Source organism: uncultured Methanobrevibacter sp. (assembly GCF_902770715.1).
GTDB lineage: Archaea > Methanobacteriota > Methanobacteria > Methanobacteriales > Methanobacteriaceae > Methanocatella.
Map to the genome: position 1 here is coordinate 1 of NZ_CACXTS010000009.1, position 17,407 is coordinate 17,407.

Sequence of the window (17,407 nt, forward strand, 5' to 3'; positions counted from 1 at the left end):
GCTTTTAATAATAAGTGTCCAACTAAAGTGGATTTTCCGTGGTCAACGTGTCCAATAAATGCTAAGTTAAGATGTTCTTTTTCTTTTGCCATTATAATAACCTCTTTTGTAAATATTAACAAACATATCTATAAGCTTAAATGTTAGCTTAAATGTTACTTTTATACTTTAACATATAAATAGATAATGTTTTTTTTATAAATAAAAATATAAAAATAAAAAAATTAAAAATTTTTAATTTTACATATCACCTAAGTAGTGGCTTGCAGGGAATGGTTCTGCAGATAAGCCTTTTCTTTGTCTGATTTCTCTTACGATTTGATTTTGCATCTCACGTGGGAGTGGTTCAAATCCAGCGATTTCAGTAGACCATAAACATCTACCTTCAGCAGCAGATCTGATGTCACCAGCGAAACCAAACATTTCAGCTACAGGCACTTTAGATTCAATTCTTGCCATATCTCCAGTTTCTTGACCCATGTTTACAATTTGACCTCTTCTGTTTTGGATTTCACGAGTACAGGAACCCATGTAATCATTAGGAGTGTCAATAACTACTTTTTGCATTGGTTCGAGTAATGCTGGTTCTGCAAGCATCATAGAACCTAAGATAGCGTTTCTGATTGCAGGCAATACTTGTGCAGGTCCTCTGTGAACTGCGTCTTCGTGAAGTTTTGCATCGTGGAGTTTGAATTTTAATCCCATGGAGATTTCTTCTCCTAAAGGTCCTTTTTTCAAGGTTTCTTCAAATCCTTCGAGTAATAATTCTTTAACTTCATCTAAGTATTGAATACCACGAGTCATGTTAAGGAAGATACTTCTGTTGTGAACAGCCCATACTCTTCTAGCTTCTTCTTTATCTAAACCATGTTCCATGAAGTCGTTAGCAGATTCTTTACCTTTTACTCTGCCTTCTTTAATGTCTCCTTCTTGGATTGCAGCGAAGAGTTCAGGTTCAATAGGTTCAACAGTAATGTAGAATCTGTTGTGTTTGTTAGGGGATTTACCTTCAACTTGTGGGGATAATTGTCTTACAGTTTCTCTGTATACAACAATAGGTTCGGAAGTAGTGATGTCTACACCTTTTTCACTAATTCTGTAACCGATAACTTCTAAGTGAAGTTCTCCCATACCTGATACTAAGTGTTCACCGGTTTCTTCGTTAATATCAATTTTAACGGTAGGATCTTCTTTACCGGTTTGTCTTAATACTTCAATTAATTTTGGTAAATCTTTAGTATTTTTAGCTTCTACAGCAACAGTAACTACAGGTTCAGAGATGTGTTCTAATCCTTCGAACTCTTTAATCTTGTGTTCAGGAGAACATAAGGTTTCACCAGCGATAGCTCCTTTTGCACCAGCAATATATACAATGTTACCAGCAGGAACTTTATCGGTGTTAACCCTTTCAGGTCCAAAGTATACACCTACTTGTTGAACTCTGGATTTACCGTGAGAACCGACCATAAATACTTCTGTACCTTTTTCGATTGCTCCTCCGTAAACCCTACCGGTAGCGATTTCACCAGCGTGTTTATCTACTGATACGTTGGTAACCATTACAGCTAAAGGTCCGTCAGGAGAAGTATTTACCATACATTCACCAGCAGGAGATTCGATGTCTCCATCCCAGATGTTAGGTACTCTGTAAACTTGAGCTTCTTTAGGGGAAGGCAAGTGTTCAACTACCATACCTAATAATACATCGGATAAAGGTACTTTTTGAGCTAATTCTTTTTCATTGTCAGCGTTACAGTAATCAATAATATGTTTAAAGTTAATTCCAGTTTCTTGCATAGTTGGAACGTTAATAGCCCAGTTGTGATATGCTGAACCGAAAGCAACACTACCATTAGTGAAGTCTAATGCCCATTCATCTTTTTTGTCTTCAGGAGCCATGTTTTTGATCAATTTGTTAGCTTCCATGAAGATGTTGATGAATCTTTTTTGTAATTCTTCAGGTTCTAATTTTAACTCGTTGATTAATCTGTCAACTTTGTTAATGAATAAAACTGGTTTTACGTTTTCTTTTAATGCTTGTCTGAATACGGTTTCAGTTTGAGGCATGATACCTTCTACAGCACAAACTACAACTACTGCACCATCTACAGCTCTCATAGCACGAGTTACGTCCCCACCGAAGTCAACGTGACCTGGAGTATCGATTAAGTTGATTAAGTATTCTTGATCTTTGTAATCGTGTACCATGGATACGTTAGCTGCGTCGATAGTAATACCACGTGCTTGTTCTTGTTCGTCAAAATCTAAGAATCTTTGGTCACCAGCAAGTTCTTCGGAAATCATTCCTGCACCTGCAAGTAAGTTATCAGATAAAGTGGTTTTACCGTGATCGATGTGAGCACAGATACCAATGTTTCTGATTTGTTCAGGTTCGTACATCAATTCTTTGATTTTTGCAATCATTTTGTCTCTTCTACTCAAGATAACCACCTAAATAAACGTAATATGATTAGTGTGCTGCTTTAGCAACTCTTTCTTTCTCTTCAGCTTTTTGTAAAGCAAAGCTTCTTGAATCTTCTTCAGAAGCGAGAATTAATTCATCAGCCAAACATTCAGCAACAGATTTTCTGTTTTTGAATGAAGATTGTAAAGTACCTCTGGTTAAAAATCCTAAAGAAAGGTCAACTCTTCTTTGTGGAGAAATATCTACAGCAACTTGGTATCCAATACCACCGTATTTAATACGGGTAGTTTCTTCACGAGGTGCAGTGTTTTCAACTGCAGTAACTAAAACTTGAACAGGGTTCTTTTTACTTACGATGTTGTAAGCTTTGTTTTTCTTACCAGAGTTGAGATGGGTTCTCATAATCTTGTTCATTAATCTTTCAACAATAGATACTTTAGATTTTGCGAATTGTCTTTTTACATGTCTACCAGAAGTATGTGGAACTAAAGTTTCATCTAAGCAGATATATTTTACTAAACCTAAGTCCTCAACTTTTACTTCATCGAGATCCCATTTATCAAATAATTTACTCATAAATATAACCACCTTATCTTACAGGTTTTTCGATTTTTCCACTTACCATTTCTGATAAAGCTACGTTATTAACTTTGGAAACTTTCCAACGGACTCCAGGAATATCCCCCATGGATCTTCCGGATGGTCCACCGATTCCTTCAATCATTACTTCATCGTGTTCATCAATGAAACCAATAGCTCCGTCACCTGGTGCGAAAGCAGTTAATTGTTTACCATTTTTAATTAATTGAACACGTACACATTTACGGATAGCAGAGTTAGGTTGTTTTGCTTCTATCCCTACTTTTTCGATTACAATACCTCTAGCTTGAGGAGCTCCTTCAAGAGGATCCGCTTTAACGTCTAATCTTAAAGCTCTTCTTTTGTAATCTACATCTTTCCACTTAAAATTTTGTCTATTTTTTTTAAGTTTTTTTGCAGCAAAAAGTCCTGGCATATTTTCTTCCTCGAATTTTTTGTTAAAAAGCATATCTAAGAATCCACCGCTGCGATTTATACTATTATCTAATAGTACAATCTAAATTCTAAGATATAAATCAGTATAATTAATTAATTAGATAAAATACATTATCTAAAAGAAGATATCGTGATAATAATAGTAAAAACTTAGACAAAAAGCACACATAGTCAAGTTATAAACAGTACAGATATCTTATGATAATTTATATGTTTTAACCTTTATAAAGGTATGTATTTTCTATATTAAAATAAATAAAAAAAGTAATTTTAAAAAAAATAAATTATAAAAAATAGCCCGAAAGCTATTTTAATATAATATTGTCGATATTATGTTGTCTATTTGCTAATAATTTAGCTCTTTCAATATTAATTCCATTTTTACCGATAGCAATACGTTTATTGGTATTGTCTGCTGTGACAGTAGCTATTTTTTCGCCTGACTGCTTTTGACTTACTTTAACAGATTGTAATTTTGCAGGGGATAAAACATTTTTAATAAACTGTATTGGATCATCGTCTAATTCGATGATTTCAACACCTTTATCTACTGCTCTTTGAACTTTAGATACTGAACTTCCACCTTTACCGATAGCAAGTCCCATGTCACCATTTTTTACAACAAAAGTGACTTTACCATGTTCATCATCGATAATGCAATCTTTAACCATTGCTCCAGTCATACTTTCGAAAAGAGCTATGTATCTAATTTCATTTGCACTAAGTTTAATAGACACTTAAATCTACCTCAAATCGTCTAATATTGTAGAATCTCCTGGATCGTTAATGATTAATGTAGCAACAGTAAATGGTTTACCACAAACAGAACCCAAATCTACACTAGTTCCATCGTAAACGATAGATGGAATTTCGGAAAGATTTGCATAATATTCAACATCTTCAAGAATTTCTTTAGGAGCGTTAGCAGCAACTACTGCGAGTTGGCCTTTTCCTAATTTTAAAGATTGAATTGATTTTTCAGAGCCTAATATTACGTCACCAGTATCGACAGCTACTCTGATTCCTCTATCTACGTCCATCATCTAGCCTCCTATTTATTTTTATAATCCATTTTGACACCGACAGAACCGGTACCAAGAGGTATTGGTTGTCCAATAATAATATTTTCGATGATACCTGTTAAATCATCAACTTCGCCACGAATACTTGCGTGAAGTAAATGTTTACCAGTTTCTTCAAAAGCTGCACGAGCTAAAACACTTGATTTTTCACCACTAATACCATGTCTTCCAATGGATTTGACTACACCTTCAGAAGTCATAATATCTGCAACTAACATAATATGTCTTACATCAACACTAAGACCTTGTTCTGATAAGGTTTTTTGAGCTTCATCAATAATAGATTGACGAGCCGCTTCAATACCTAAAACTTGGCCGATTTCGTGAATGTTGTTAGTGGTAGTTCTTACCTGATCAATACCTTCCATGGAAAGAACTTCCTTAAGGTTTGACCCTTCGGTATGGATAATCCATTCATCATCACGACGAATGATGACCCTTCCAATATTTTTAATACCACTGATTTGCAAGTCACGGAATTTGTCCGCTAAAAGACGAAGTTCACGAATCACAAAATCAGAATCGGTTTTAGTGAATGATATAGTTACATCATCACCATCAATTTTTGTAGCTTTTTTGAACTGTTTTTCGATTTTTGCATTAATTTCTTCTCTGTCAAGTCTTTTTTCTGCAATCTTCTTATTATCTAAAACAGCTTCGACTTCCATAGTACCATAATTCAAATTGAAGTCCTTGAGAATATCATTGATAGTACTTTTACCAATCTTGTTAGCTAAAGTCCTAACGAACTCCTCATCGTTCTTATATTCATCAGTGAAATAGATATCCATGGTAGGAGTTTTGATTTTTTCTCTTGCATCTACAATTTCAATAAGTCTTGGAAGACCTAATGTTACGTTTAACTCAGTTACCCCTGCATAGTGAAAAGTACGCATGGTCATCTGTGTACCAGGTTCACCAACAGATTGTGCAGCTACTGTACCAACAGCCTCGCCAGCTTCAACGTGAGCTCGGTCATAGGCAAGTTTAAGCTTAATGATGAGTTCTCTTAACTCATCGTCAGTTAAATCTCTACTGATATAATGTTCAGCCAAATCTTCGATATAACTATCTGGAAAAGCAATGTCGAGATTTTCTGTTTCATTAATCTCAGCAATCATTTCATTAATTTTAGTTCTTATTTCATCCATAGTTACACCTACTTACCTTCCATCCTTATTTCATCAATAAGTTTGTCTAAGTTTGCTGCTTTACCGAAATCGGATTTTGCAGGGTCTACACCATCTTCACCGAACATGGTTTGGATAACGTTTCCTTGGTTATCGGTAACAAGTCCGGATGGTTTGACTTGCAAGTCTTGTAAAGCGTTTACAAGTCTTCTTTGCATGTAACCGGATTGTGCGGTACGGATCGCTGTATCTACAAGACCTTCTCTTCCTCCCATTGCGTGGAAGAAGAATTCAATTGGGTCAAGTCCGGATTTATAACTTGAGTGAACAAATCCTTTTGCCTTTGCCCCTAACTCACCTTTCTTGAAGTGAGGCAGGGTTCTGTTGATGTATCCTCTTTCGATACGTCCACCCCTAACTGCCTGTTGTCCTACACATGCAGTAATCTGAGTAAGGTTCAACATGGATGCCCTTGCACCGGTACGAGCCATTACTACAGAGTGGTTTTCAACAGCCATTACATGGTCATATGTATCATCAAGAGATTGCTTACCCATAGTAAGGTAATGTTCAGCGATTTGACCAGACATATCCCTAGCTTCCCCGAGAACTTGCATGATTCTCATCTCTAAGGTTTCAGCTAAACTTCTACCAGGTAAAGCTTCAAGATAACCTTCTTCATAAGCTTCAACAAGCTTATCTACTTCAGCCATCTTATTGTCTAAATGCTCATTAATACGGTCTTGAGCTTCTTCAGGAATTTCTTCATCGTTTAAACTGGTTGTAATACCGGTTTTCATGATTCCACAGATTGCTAAGTCAGTGGAACGATCTAAGAATTCCTTAGCTCTTCCAGGACCATATTCTTTAACAATTTTATCTAATATTTTACCTGAAAAGGATCCATATGCGCTTTCGTCTATTACACCCTGTTCAAGGATACCGTTTTTAATTATAACTTCAGCATCTTCAGGAGGATAGACCTCAGGACATTTGGAAATTTCAGCAGTATAAGATAAGTTTAAGTCATTAGGTAACAATAATGAGAACAATTCTTTACCGGTCCATTTGTCACCTTTATCCTTGTAAATGAAAGATTCCTCATCAAAGTCAGGGTCATATTTTAAAATCCATTGATTGGATTTGAATTCAGGAATCTTAAGGTGAGATTTTCTGATAATTTGTAAAGCTTGTTCTTCAGTGAATTCGACACCGTCACGGGTTAAGAGGTATGCTCCACTAATGTGGTCGTGAATAGCACCGATAATTGGTCCTCCGAACCTTGGAGATAAGATGTGTTCCTGTACACGCATCAATGATTTTGCTTCTGCACGGGACTCGTCAGTTTGGAAAACGTGCATATTCATTTCGTCCCCATCGAAATCCGCATTGTATGGAGGACAAACACATAAGTTTAACCTGAAAGTCTTGTAAGGTAAAACTCTTACTTCGTGTGCCATCATACTCATTCTGTGAAGAGAAGGCTGACGGTTGAATAAAACCATATCTCCATCTTTCAAGTGTCTTTCAATAATGTAACCAGGTTCCAAATTCTCAAGGATGAATTCCTTGGTCTCCTCGGTGACTCTTCTTTTGGTGTCACCGTTGATTACGTAGTTTGCACCTGGGTGAACATCAGGACCGTTTTCGATGTAGGTTCTCATTTCATCGATGTTCCATTCGTTTACGTGGACAGGCACGGTTACTTCTTTAGCAATCATTTCAGGAACACCGACCTCATTAATACTGATGTTTGGGTCAGGTGAGATTACTGTACGGGCTGAGAAGTTAACCCTTTTACCTGAAAGGTTGGAACGGAAACGTCCTTCTTTACCTTTTAACCTTTGAGTCAAGGTTTTAAGTGGTCTGCCTGACCTGTGTCTTGCAGGCGGAACACCACTTGCTTCATTATCAAAGTAAGTTGTAACGTGATATTGTAATAATTCCCATAAGTCTTCAACGATTAATTGTGGAGCTCCAGCCTCCATGTTTTCAAGTAAACGTTGATTGATACGTAAGATATCAACAAGCTTGTGAGTCAAGTCGTCTTCTGATCTTTCACCGGTATCCAAGATAATAGATGGCCTTACAGTTACAGGAGGAACAGGAAGTACTGTTAATACTAACCATTCTGGTCTTGCAACTTCAGGGTTTACACCTAAAACAAATGAATCTTCATCAGTGATTTTTTCAAGTCTTTCACGAACTTCAGAAGCAGTTAACTTATACTCTTCAATTAATCCGTTGCTGTCAACAATAGTTTTGAAAATATTGTTCAATTGGGTATTGGATAATTCATAAGAAGCATCGATTTCATCATCTGAATCTAAAATATCAATGATTTCATCAACATTATGCAAATGTTCACACAACAATTCTAAAAGATTGCTGTTAACTAACAATCTGTTTTGGAAATATTCCTCTTTATTTTCAACTATTTCTCTTGAAATAGGACCTATTTCCCCAATGCTGATGCTGTCTGCAGACATTTCATCATAGAATACTTTCTTGAATTCGCAAAGCGGGTTGATGATTTGAACCATTGAAACAGGTTTGTCAAGAATGATTTTATCTTGAATTGTACCACAGTGAGGGCATTCATCACATTCCTTCTTGTTAGCCAATTCGTAAATCTTTTTGAGAATGCCTCCGATACTTTCATTTTGAGCTTTAAGTTCTAATATCTTATTGGTGTACTCTTTAATCTCATCATCAGTTAAAAGAGCACGACCACATTCATTACAAGTAGAACGTAAAATCTTGTGGATGACATCACCAAAACCAACATGGATAACAGGTCTTGCTAACTCAATACTACCGAAATGTCCTTGACATACTCCTCCTTTGGAACCGCAAGTCCTACATACTAAACTTGGGTCGATAATACCTAAACGAGGATCCATTAAACCTTTATCAATAGGGAAACCGTCATCACCATAAGTATCAGGATACTCAACAGTGACAACAGACATGTCACGAATATTTTCAGGAGACATTAAACCAAAGTTAATTCTTTCAATTTTTTTAATAAATGCTTTCATGTGTTATCTCCTTTAATTATGCTTTGTCTCCTAAAACTAATTTAGGGAAAATACATAAGCTCTTAAGTTCGTCTAATAATAATTTAAATGCGTATGAAATTTCAACAGGGTATGTTTCTACATCTCCACAAATCGGACAGTATTTCTTATTTTTATTCTTATCATATACTGCCAACATACCACAGTTTTCACAGACAATTGCCTCATATTTGTCGGATTCATCAAGCAATCTTTCTTTCAATGTTAATGCTGCACCGTGTGCAATAAGACAGTCTCTTTCCATTTCTCCAAATCTTAAACCACCTTCACGTGCTCTACCTTCAGTAGGTTGACGTGTAAGCACTTGGACAGGGCCTCTGGAACGAGCATAAACCTTATCAGTGGTCATGTGGTGTAATTTTTGATAATATGCAACACCTACAAAGATTTCAGCATCAATTCTTTCACCGGTTACACCGCTGTATAAGGATTCACATCCTGCAGATTCAAATCCGTTGTCAACAAGCAATTGTTGGATTTCTTCTTCAAGGGTTTGGTTGAATGGAGTTGCATCAACTCTTTCACCTTCAAGACATCCTGCCTTACCTGCAACCATCTCAAGCACCTGTCCAATGGACATCCTTGATGGAATAGCGTGAGGGTTTACGATTAAGTCAGGCACAACACCGAATTCTGTGAATGGAATGTCTTCAGGGGATAATATTAAACCGACAACCCCTTTCTGACCGTGTCTTGATGCGAATTTGTCACCAAATTCAGGTTGTCTTGTATCCCTTACTCTGATTTTAGCTAATCTGGAACCTTCAACGGTTTCGGATAATAGCACTGCATCAACAATACCTTTTTCACCGTGTCTTACAGTTACGGAAGTTTCTCTTCTTCTGTCAGCAACACTTCCGAAGTCTTCTTCTAAGAATCTTGGAGGTGAAGTTTTTCCGATTAATACATCACCGGATTCCACGTATGATTCAGGGTTTACTACACCGTCATCATCCAAGTTTCTGTAAGCTTGTTCGGATCTGTAACCTTTGATGTTTTTGTCAGGCACTTCAAATTTGTCTACTTGACCACCAGCGTATCTTTTTTCTGATGTGTCGTAAGCTCTGAAGAATGAAGACCTTGCTAAACCTCTTTCTAATGCTGCTTTGTTGATGACCATTGCGTCTTCCATGTTATATCCTTCGTAGGACATTAAAGCTACAACAAAGTTTTGTCCGGATGGTCTTAAATCGTAATTAGTTGAATCGATAATACGTGTTTTAACAATTGGAGTTTGAGGATGATGTAACAAGTGTGCTCTAGTATCGGTACGTAATGCATAGTTAGATACATATAATCCTAAAGCTTGTTTTGTCATACCTGCTTCCATTGTGTTCCTTGGAGAGGAATTGTGATCAGAGAATGGAATGATTCCGGCACAAATACCAAGCATTGTAGCTGGGTCTATTTCTAAGTGAGTGTGTTCTTCAGTCAAGTCAGCTAAGGTCATAGCAATGTATGAGTTTTCTTCTTCTTCGGCATCCAAGTATTCAATGAGACCGTCATTAATCAAATCGTCCCATTTTAATTTTCCATTAGCCACTTTGTTTAAGTGTTCTTCTCTTAAAAGAGGAATTCCTTCTTTAACAATGATTAATGGTCTTCTTGCCCTACCTGGATCATTGAATATGTATATCTCATCATTATCTTCATAATAGGTAATGTTCATTTCATGAGAGATTTCGCCTTTCCTTCTTTTTTCTCTCATTTCTTGAGTGAAGTTGACAGGGTCTTCACAGTAACCTAAAAGTTCACCGTTAATGTAGATTTTTGTTTTAGGCTTTTCAACTTCAACAGGAGTTTCGATAACAGGTTCAATATCATCTTCATCAACAAGTTCAATTTCACCATCATCAGACTCAACAGGTTCAATATCTCCCTCTTCAACAAGTTCAATTTCACCTTCATCAGACTCGACAGGCTCAATATCCCCTTCTTCAACAGATTCTATTTCGCCTTCATCAGACTCAACATCAGTTTCATCAACAGGAGCAATTTCACCATCATCAGATTCAGCAGTTTCGAAAACAACTTCTTCAGATTCGACAGGAGCAATTTCGCCTTCTTCGCCTTCTTCAGAAACGCCTTCAATTTCAGCGATTTTTTGAGAAATTAACTCATTTAATTCATTTTTAAATTCAGGCAAATCTTTTTTGAGTGATTTCCATTTAGCTCTGCGTTTATCTTTTTTAAATGGAACATTCAAACTGTCATCTTCTTTTAATTCAGGAGTATCAAAGTAATTTTCAATATGCTCAATTTGTTCTTTAATCTTTTCTAATGTTTCTTCATCAGCAGCTTCTATGGCTTGTTCGATAACATCTTTAACATGATTAAAAGGAGCTAATCTTTCAAAACCAAAATAAAAAAATGCCTTTTTCTCATCAGTACTAGCTTTTTTATAATTATCAGACAACATTTCACCTCCCTAAATCAACTCTACATCCATTTGTTCAATTACATCAATAATTTCTTTATCATCAGAACCTTCTGAAATATTACACATTAAAGCTAAGTTTTTAACCAAACCACAGTTAGGTCCTTCCGGAGTTTCGTTTGGACATATTTTACCGAATTGTGTTGGGTGCAAATCTCTTGCTTCAAAGTGAGGTTGACTTCTAGTTAAAGGAGATACAACACGTCTTAAATGAGAAAGGGTTCCCATATAACTGGTCCTATCTAACAATTGGCTTACACCAGCTCTTCCACCAACCCAGTTACCTGTAGCAATAGCATGTTTAATGTTTTCAGTTAAAACATCACTACGAACAGCTTGTTTAATGGAAAGTTCTTTACCACGAGAAAGACTTCTTTCAAGTTGATAACTCATATCTCTGGTTAAATTAGTGAAAGCTACTCTGAATAAGTCTTCCATTAAATCTCCAGATACTCTGAGTCTTTTGTTGGTATAATGGTCCTTATCGTGAGGTTTTCTTTTCTCTTCAATAACTTCCAATAACATTTCAGTCATTTCAGCTAAATAAATCGCCTTATCGTAACATTTATCTTCTTCAGTACCCATGTGAGGTAACAAGTAACGATTTACGACATCTTTAGCACGTTTGTAACGATAATCTTTTGGCATGTTTTTAGCTACTCTATTACCAATGTATTTAATAGCAGCATCTTGTAATTCTTGTCTTACTTCATCTTTAGTTCCATTTCTGATAACAGATTGATCAATGAATTTATTTAATTCCTCTTCAGAAACCTGAATATCATCTGCAATCATCATTTGGAAGTTGTTATCTTTAGAAATTTTTGTAACAATTTCTTGGTCTGTAGCTAAACCAAGAGCTCTTAATAGCACTACTAATGGTATTTCCCCAGGAAGGTATGGGAAAGATATTCTTAAAAATGCTTTATTTTTACGTGGTTTTTTGTATTCTAAAGTAATTCTAGCTCGGAAACCACTTTTAATTGAAGTAACAACAGCTTTTGCATGTCTGTCTTCAACTTCACCAATACGTTCAAGAATAATTTTATTTGGAGCGATTTCTTCCATTGTAACAACAGCCCTTTCGGAACCGTTTACAATAAAGTATCCTCCTAAGTCTTGAGGGTCTTCGTGTTTTTCAATTAATTCTTCATCACTAAGACCGTTGAGATGGCAAATATCTGATTTAAGCATAACTGGCAATTCACCAATGTATACTTCTTCCAAAGGATTTTCTGGTTCTCCTTCTTCATTTAATGCCATTTCAAGATACATATCGGCAGAATAGTTTAAATTTCTAAGTCTTGCTTCAGTAGGGTCAATTTCACTTCTAGAACCATCCGCTTCTTTGTTAGATGGTTTTTCAATGCGAACTTTCCCTGTTTTTAAAGTGTATTTACCATCATCTAAACTAATAGGATCAGTAATATCAATAATATTTTGAATCCTATTGTTTACAAAATCATTGTAGGATTTGATATGATGGTCCACTAAATCATATTTATCGAAAAATGCATCAACTAATTTCCAATTATTCTCTGTCATGGACATCCTCCAACATTACGTAAACGCAATAAAAATAATTAACTAAATAAAAATAATAAATAATAGGAAAAACCTAATAACTAATTCATTTAATCATTATTCTTAATTTACTCCTAACTATCTCCTTTAAGATAATTCCTCTCAAACTAAGTTCAAATTTATTATAATGAATTTCTAAAAAAACAAAAAAATATCGAAATTATACTATATTAAACTTAATACTCTAAATTTATATTTAAACTTCTACAATTCTGTAAGTGATAAACTCGCCCGCAGTTTGACTTTCACGAGTGATTCTTAAAATATCACCAGGTTTTGCACCAATAGATTCTGCAACAGGATCAGTGACTTTAATTTTAGGAAGGTTTTTAAAATCATAATCCACATCACTAAACTCATTTGAAATTTCTTCTTCAGTCATGATTTCATGCTTGGGTACAAGTTTATGTTTTTGAATATCAAATTCACTTTTCAAAATATTTCCTCCAAAAGAAAAGTTAAAATATAAAATTAGAAACAGGCCTGACGGGAATTGAACCCGCGGCCGCTTGGTTAAAAGCCAAGCGCTCTGCCAGACTGAGCTACAGGCATATTATCCTATTTAAGTTTGAAGCGCCCTGGCCGGGATTTGAACCCGAGTCGCGGGCTCGACAGGCCCACATGATAGCCCCTACACCACCAGGGCATAGACACTCAAATAGCATAATACAAATAATACACTATCAATTACTATCATTTTCATCATATATAAATGTTTTGGAAAATCACATTATTTTCCCAAAAAATATATGATTTCAAATAAATTAAATTGAAATCCCGCCTGCCGGACTTGAACCAGCAACATTTGGATCTACAGTCCAACGCTCTGCCAAATTGAGCTAAGGCGGGAAAATGGGTCCGCCCGGATTTGACGACCAAGCTACCCTACGGACCCACATACAATAAGTATGTAGATAACATACTAATAATAATCTATGCTAACCCATATATAAATGTTACTATAATTTTAACAATATTCAAAAAAATTCATATGGAACATATGAATTAAAAGCCCCGGACGGGAATTGAACCCGCGACCACGAGATTACAAGTCTCGCGCTCTACCAGACTGAGCCACCGAGGCACATGTTAATATTATAGAACAAATTAAATTATGTTGAAAGTTCTTTAAATACTTTACTATAAATAATAAAAATCATACTAAAATTTAAATAACAATAAATTATAATTAATAATCATGATAAATGATGAAACTGAATTACTAGAAAATATTGATGAAACTTTAAAGAATATAAAAGAAAAAAATGCTTTAACCCACTGTATTACAAATTCAGTAACCATTAACGATTGTGCAAATGCAGTTCTTGCAATAGGCGGTTCACCATTCATGGCAGAAGATGCAGAGGAACTTGAAGAAGTAGTGACCATTGCCGATGTGCTTGTAATAAACATTGGTAAATTAAGCAAAGATCAGATTGAAGCTATGAAAATAAGCTGTGAAACTGCTGACAAAACCAACACCCCCATCATATTGGATCCAGTCGGTGTTGGAGTAACCGAACTTAGAAATAAAACAACAGTAGACCTAATAAAAAATCATAATATAACTGCAATTAGAGGAAATATCAGTGAAATAAAGGCTATTGCTAAATTATTTGGTGTTTTAGATGAAAGCAACACTGCAAAAGGTGTTGATGTAAATGCAGAAGATGTAATTACTGAAGAAAATCTAAAAGCAAATGGAAATCTGATTTGTGAATTGGCATCTAAATTAAACACCGTCATATTAGCAAGCGGCCCAATCGACATTTTAACAGATGGTGAAACAACAATAGCCATTGATAACGGAGACGACATGATGCCCCTAATCACAGGCAGCGGATGCATGTTATCCTCTATTGTTGGAAGTTGCATTGGCGGTTCCAGCCCATTAGAAGGAAGTCTTGTTGCAATTCTAGCAATGAATATTGCGGGAGAAAAAGCAAGAGCTAAAGTTGAAGAAAAAGACGAAGGAACCGGTTCATTCAGAGCTTATTTAATCGATTACCTTTACAAAACCAATAGCGAAAGTTTAATTAACGAATCAAACATTAAGATACTATGAAAAATATAGATTTATCATTATACCTCGTCACCGACAAAAGCGACAATGTTGAAAAATTTTTAAATACTATTGAAGAAGCAATAAAAGGCGGAGTTACAGTAGTTCAAATTAGAGAAAAAACTGCCGAAACATTAGATTTCTACAATTTAGCACTGAAAGTTAAAGAGATAACTACAAAATATAATGTTCCCCTAATTATTAACGATAGAGTTGATGTTGCACTTGCCATAGATGCTGAGGGAGTTCATGTGGGCCAATCAGATATGCCTTGTGATGTTACCCGAAAATTAATTGGTGAAGATAAAATTTTAGGCGTGTCAGCAGCCACCATTGATGAAGCTAAAAAAGCTGAAAAAGATGGTGCTGATTATATCGGAACTGGAGCAGTATTTCCAACAGTAACCAAGGATGACGCTCCTTCAATTACAAAACAGGACTTGAAGGATGTTGTTGATTCAATCAGCATTCCTGTTGTTGCAATCGGAGGCATTACTTTAGAAAATGCATCCCAATTAAAGGATACTGGAATTGCAGGACTGTCTGTTGTAAGTGCAATAATGAGTGCTGAAAATCCTAAAAAAGCATCACAAACTCTATTAAATATATTTAATAGATAATTTTATTAAAAAAAAGAGATAAAAGTAAAAAAATATTATTTTTTACTATTTTTTAAAGCTTCTACTGCAGCTAGCTTTTTGCCGGCCAGCATGCTAATGCAAGCTCCACCACCACTGCTTAAATGACTCATGTGTTCTTCCAAACCAAGTCCTGCTGTAGCGGCTGCAATATGGCCTCCACCGATTAATGTAAATCCTTCAGATGTGGCCATTGCATTAATTAAATCTTCTGTACCCATTGAGAATTTCGGATCTTCGAATACACCTGCAGGACCATTTGCAAAAATGTATTTGGCTTCCCTAATTTCTTTTGCATAAAAATCAATTGTTTTTACGCCAATGTCGAAAATAGCTTCGTTTGGAATTTCGCCAACATCTATATCAACTCTTTCACCATCAATTTCACAAGCCACATCCATAGGATATTTGACTTTATCTCCAAATCTTTCGATTAAATCCTTGGATTTTTCAACCATATCTTCATATCCTCTGCTTGCGATGAAATCCTTGTTGACTTGACCGATGTCTGCGCCAGATGCCCATAGGACAATGTTTCCTACGATACCGGTAGTTAGAATAGCATCAGCAGTTCCATTGCTCAATACGTTTTCCATTACATCAATGGAATCTTCCGGTTTCATTCCACCCAATAGAAATACACATGGATGCTCTACGTTATCAAGAGCGTCTTGAATAACAGTCAATTCCTTTTCCATTACTCGTCCAGCAGCTGAAGGAGTGTTAACAGTGAATCCAACTAGTGAAGCTTGTGACCTGTGAGCTGCTGCAAATGCATCATTGATAAAATAATCAATTAATGGAGACAAATGCCTTACCAGCAATGTTTTTGACTGTTCTTCAGGAGTTCTTGAAAGAGATTCCTCTGAGAAAAAACGTGCATTTTCAAGTAAAAGAATTTCATGAGGTTTCAACTCTTTAATAGCTTCTTTTGCAGCATTAGAAAATAAGGAATCAATGTATTTAACCCTTAAGTTTAATATTGTTGATAATGCTTCCGCATGTTGGGATAAAGTTGTGAAGTCCTTTTTACCAGGACGGCTTTGATGAGCAAGAAGTACAACTTTTGCCCCTTTGCTGGATAATTCCTTAATGGTTTGGGCATGCAATTTCAATCTAGTATCATCTAAAATAATGCCAGTACTAGGGTCTACCGGAGCATTAATATCAACTCTTACAAGCACAGTTTTATCTTCAATGTCCAAATCATCAATTGTATTAAATTCTGCCATTTTCTCACTCTATAACTTACTTACCAAATCAAGCAAAGCTTCTTTTGGATTTTCTGCTTTAATGATTCCGGATGCAAGCAGTACTCCATCAGCACCCAAATCCATAGCAGCTTTCATATCATCCCCAGTTGTGATACCTGCACCGCATAAAACCTTAATCTTCTTATTTATTGATTTAACCTCCTTAACAGTATCTTCAACAACTTCCGGTTGAGCTTGAGATACTGGGATGCCTGTTCCGATAAGTTCAGGAGGTTCAACAGCAACAGCAACAGGATCCAATGCCGCAACAGCTTTTGAAGTTTCAATGTTGTTAGTGCAAACACAAGATTCTATTTCATTCGCTTTGCATAATTTTATAACTTCATCAATGTCAGCCAATTTCATTCTTTGTTCTGAATGATTGATTAAAGTTCCACTAATTCCAGCATCAATTAATGTATTAATCAAATTAGAACCTGTGTGCCCTCCAGGAGAAATTGGGTCAATGTGTTGAGCAAAAATAGGAAGTGAAGTTTCTTCACTTATTCTATAAATATCTGCTGCTTGAGGAGCGGCAACCATAGTAATTCCAGACTCGCCAGCAGCACTTTCCAAGTCATGTGCTAGCTCTAAAGCATTTATACCACTTGATTCCAAATAAGTTTTATAGTTCAATATCACAATTGGTGTGTCCATAATAATCCCACAATAACTCTTTAA

15 protein-coding genes and 4 tRNA genes are annotated in these 17,407 nt (G+C 35.8%); 2 read left to right on the top strand and 17 right to left on the bottom strand.

Going from position 1 to position 17,407, the window contains the following annotated elements:
* From QZU81_RS03565 to QZU81_RS03635, 15 genes are all read right to left on the bottom strand, one after another.
* On the bottom strand, positions 1-92 hold a 92-nt coding region (locus tag QZU81_RS03565), incomplete at its 3' end, for a GTP-binding protein (RefSeq protein WP_295589539.1).
* A gap of 148 nt (positions 93-240) precedes the next feature.
* Positions 241-2,442, bottom strand: coding sequence for an elongation factor EF-2 (locus tag QZU81_RS03570; RefSeq protein WP_295589471.1), 2,202 nt, complete (start codon positions 2,440-2,442; stop codon positions 241-243).
* A 28-nt stretch (positions 2,443-2,470) separates the two neighbouring features.
* A complete protein-coding gene (locus QZU81_RS03575; RefSeq protein ID WP_295589473.1) occupies positions 2,471-3,001 on the bottom strand; it encodes a 30S ribosomal protein S7 in 531 nt (176 codons plus the stop codon).
* Between the two features lie 13 nt (positions 3,002-3,014).
* Positions 3,015-3,440 (bottom strand): 30S ribosomal protein S12, encoded by a 426-nt coding sequence (locus tag QZU81_RS03580; protein ID WP_067044341.1) that lies wholly within the window; start codon positions 3,438-3,440, stop codon positions 3,015-3,017.
* Between the two features lie 325 nt (positions 3,441-3,765).
* Positions 3,766-4,197 carry a NusA-like transcription termination signal-binding factor gene (locus tag QZU81_RS03585; protein ID WP_292828122.1) on the bottom strand — a complete coding sequence of 144 codons (432 nt, stop codon included), beginning with the start codon at positions 4,195-4,197 and terminating at the stop codon, positions 3,766-3,768.
* A 6-nt stretch (positions 4,198-4,203) separates the two neighbouring features.
* Positions 4,204-4,503 (bottom strand): 50S ribosomal protein L30e, encoded by a 300-nt coding sequence (locus QZU81_RS03590; protein ID WP_292828119.1) that lies wholly within the window; start codon positions 4,501-4,503, stop codon positions 4,204-4,206.
* 8 nt (positions 4,504-4,511) lie between these two features.
* Positions 4,512-5,693: a DNA-directed RNA polymerase subunit A'' gene (rpoA2, locus tag QZU81_RS03595; protein ID WP_292852729.1), complete on the bottom strand. Its 1,182-nt coding sequence runs from the start codon at positions 5,691-5,693 to the stop codon at positions 4,512-4,514.
* 8 nt (positions 5,694-5,701) lie between these two features.
* Positions 5,702-8,713: a DNA-directed RNA polymerase subunit A' gene (locus QZU81_RS03600; RefSeq protein ID WP_295589476.1), complete on the bottom strand. Its 3,012-nt coding sequence runs from the start codon at positions 8,711-8,713 to the stop codon at positions 5,702-5,704.
* A 16-nt stretch (positions 8,714-8,729) separates the two neighbouring features.
* Complete coding sequence (gene rpoB / locus QZU81_RS03605) at positions 8,730-11,171, bottom strand: DNA-directed RNA polymerase subunit B (RefSeq protein ID WP_342764258.1); 2,442 nt, start codon at positions 11,169-11,171, stop codon at positions 8,730-8,732.
* 9 nt (positions 11,172-11,180) lie between these two features.
* Positions 11,181-12,734, bottom strand: a complete 1,554-nt coding sequence (locus tag QZU81_RS03610) for a DNA-directed RNA polymerase subunit B'' (protein ID WP_292828111.1) — start codon at positions 12,732-12,734, stop codon at positions 11,181-11,183.
* A 235-nt stretch (positions 12,735-12,969) separates the two neighbouring features.
* On the bottom strand, positions 12,970-13,209 hold the full coding sequence (locus tag QZU81_RS03615) for a DNA-directed RNA polymerase subunit H (protein ID WP_292828108.1): 240 nt from the start codon (positions 13,207-13,209) through the stop codon (positions 12,970-12,972).
* Between the two features lie 42 nt (positions 13,210-13,251).
* Positions 13,252-13,325: transfer RNA gene (locus QZU81_RS03620), tRNA-Lys, on the bottom strand.
* A 22-nt stretch (positions 13,326-13,347) separates the two neighbouring features.
* Positions 13,348-13,419: transfer RNA gene (locus QZU81_RS03625), tRNA-Asp, on the bottom strand.
* Positions 13,420-13,548: 129 nt separating this feature from the next.
* Positions 13,549-13,622, bottom strand: a tRNA-Tyr gene (locus QZU81_RS03630).
* A 161-nt stretch (positions 13,623-13,783) separates the two neighbouring features.
* Positions 13,784-13,857 (bottom strand) — tRNA-Thr (locus tag QZU81_RS03635).
* A 114-nt stretch (positions 13,858-13,971) separates the two neighbouring features.
* On the opposite strand from QZU81_RS03635, the gene thiM reads away from it, so the two are divergent.
* Positions 13,972-14,838 (top strand): hydroxyethylthiazole kinase, encoded by an 867-nt coding sequence (gene thiM, locus QZU81_RS03640; RefSeq protein WP_292851856.1) that lies wholly within the window; start codon positions 13,972-13,974, stop codon positions 14,836-14,838.
* Complete coding sequence (gene thiE / locus QZU81_RS03645) at positions 14,835-15,455, top strand: thiamine phosphate synthase (RefSeq protein WP_295589479.1); 621 nt, start codon at positions 14,835-14,837, stop codon at positions 15,453-15,455. Before thiM ends, thiE begins: the two co-directional genes overlap by 4 nt.
* 35 nt (positions 15,456-15,490) lie before the next feature.
* On the opposite strand, the gene pgk is transcribed toward thiE, so the two are convergent.
* Together pgk and tpiA are read right to left on the bottom strand one after the other, a co-directional pair.
* Positions 15,491-16,705: a phosphoglycerate kinase gene (pgk, locus tag QZU81_RS03650; protein WP_295589481.1), complete on the bottom strand. Its 1,215-nt coding sequence runs from the start codon at positions 16,703-16,705 to the stop codon at positions 15,491-15,493.
* Between the two features lie 9 nt (positions 16,706-16,714).
* Positions 16,715-17,383 carry a triose-phosphate isomerase gene (gene tpiA / locus QZU81_RS03655; protein ID WP_292828097.1) on the bottom strand — a complete coding sequence of 223 codons (669 nt, stop codon included), beginning with the start codon at positions 17,381-17,383 and terminating at the stop codon, positions 16,715-16,717.
* Positions 17,384-17,407: the final 24 nt, after the last annotated feature.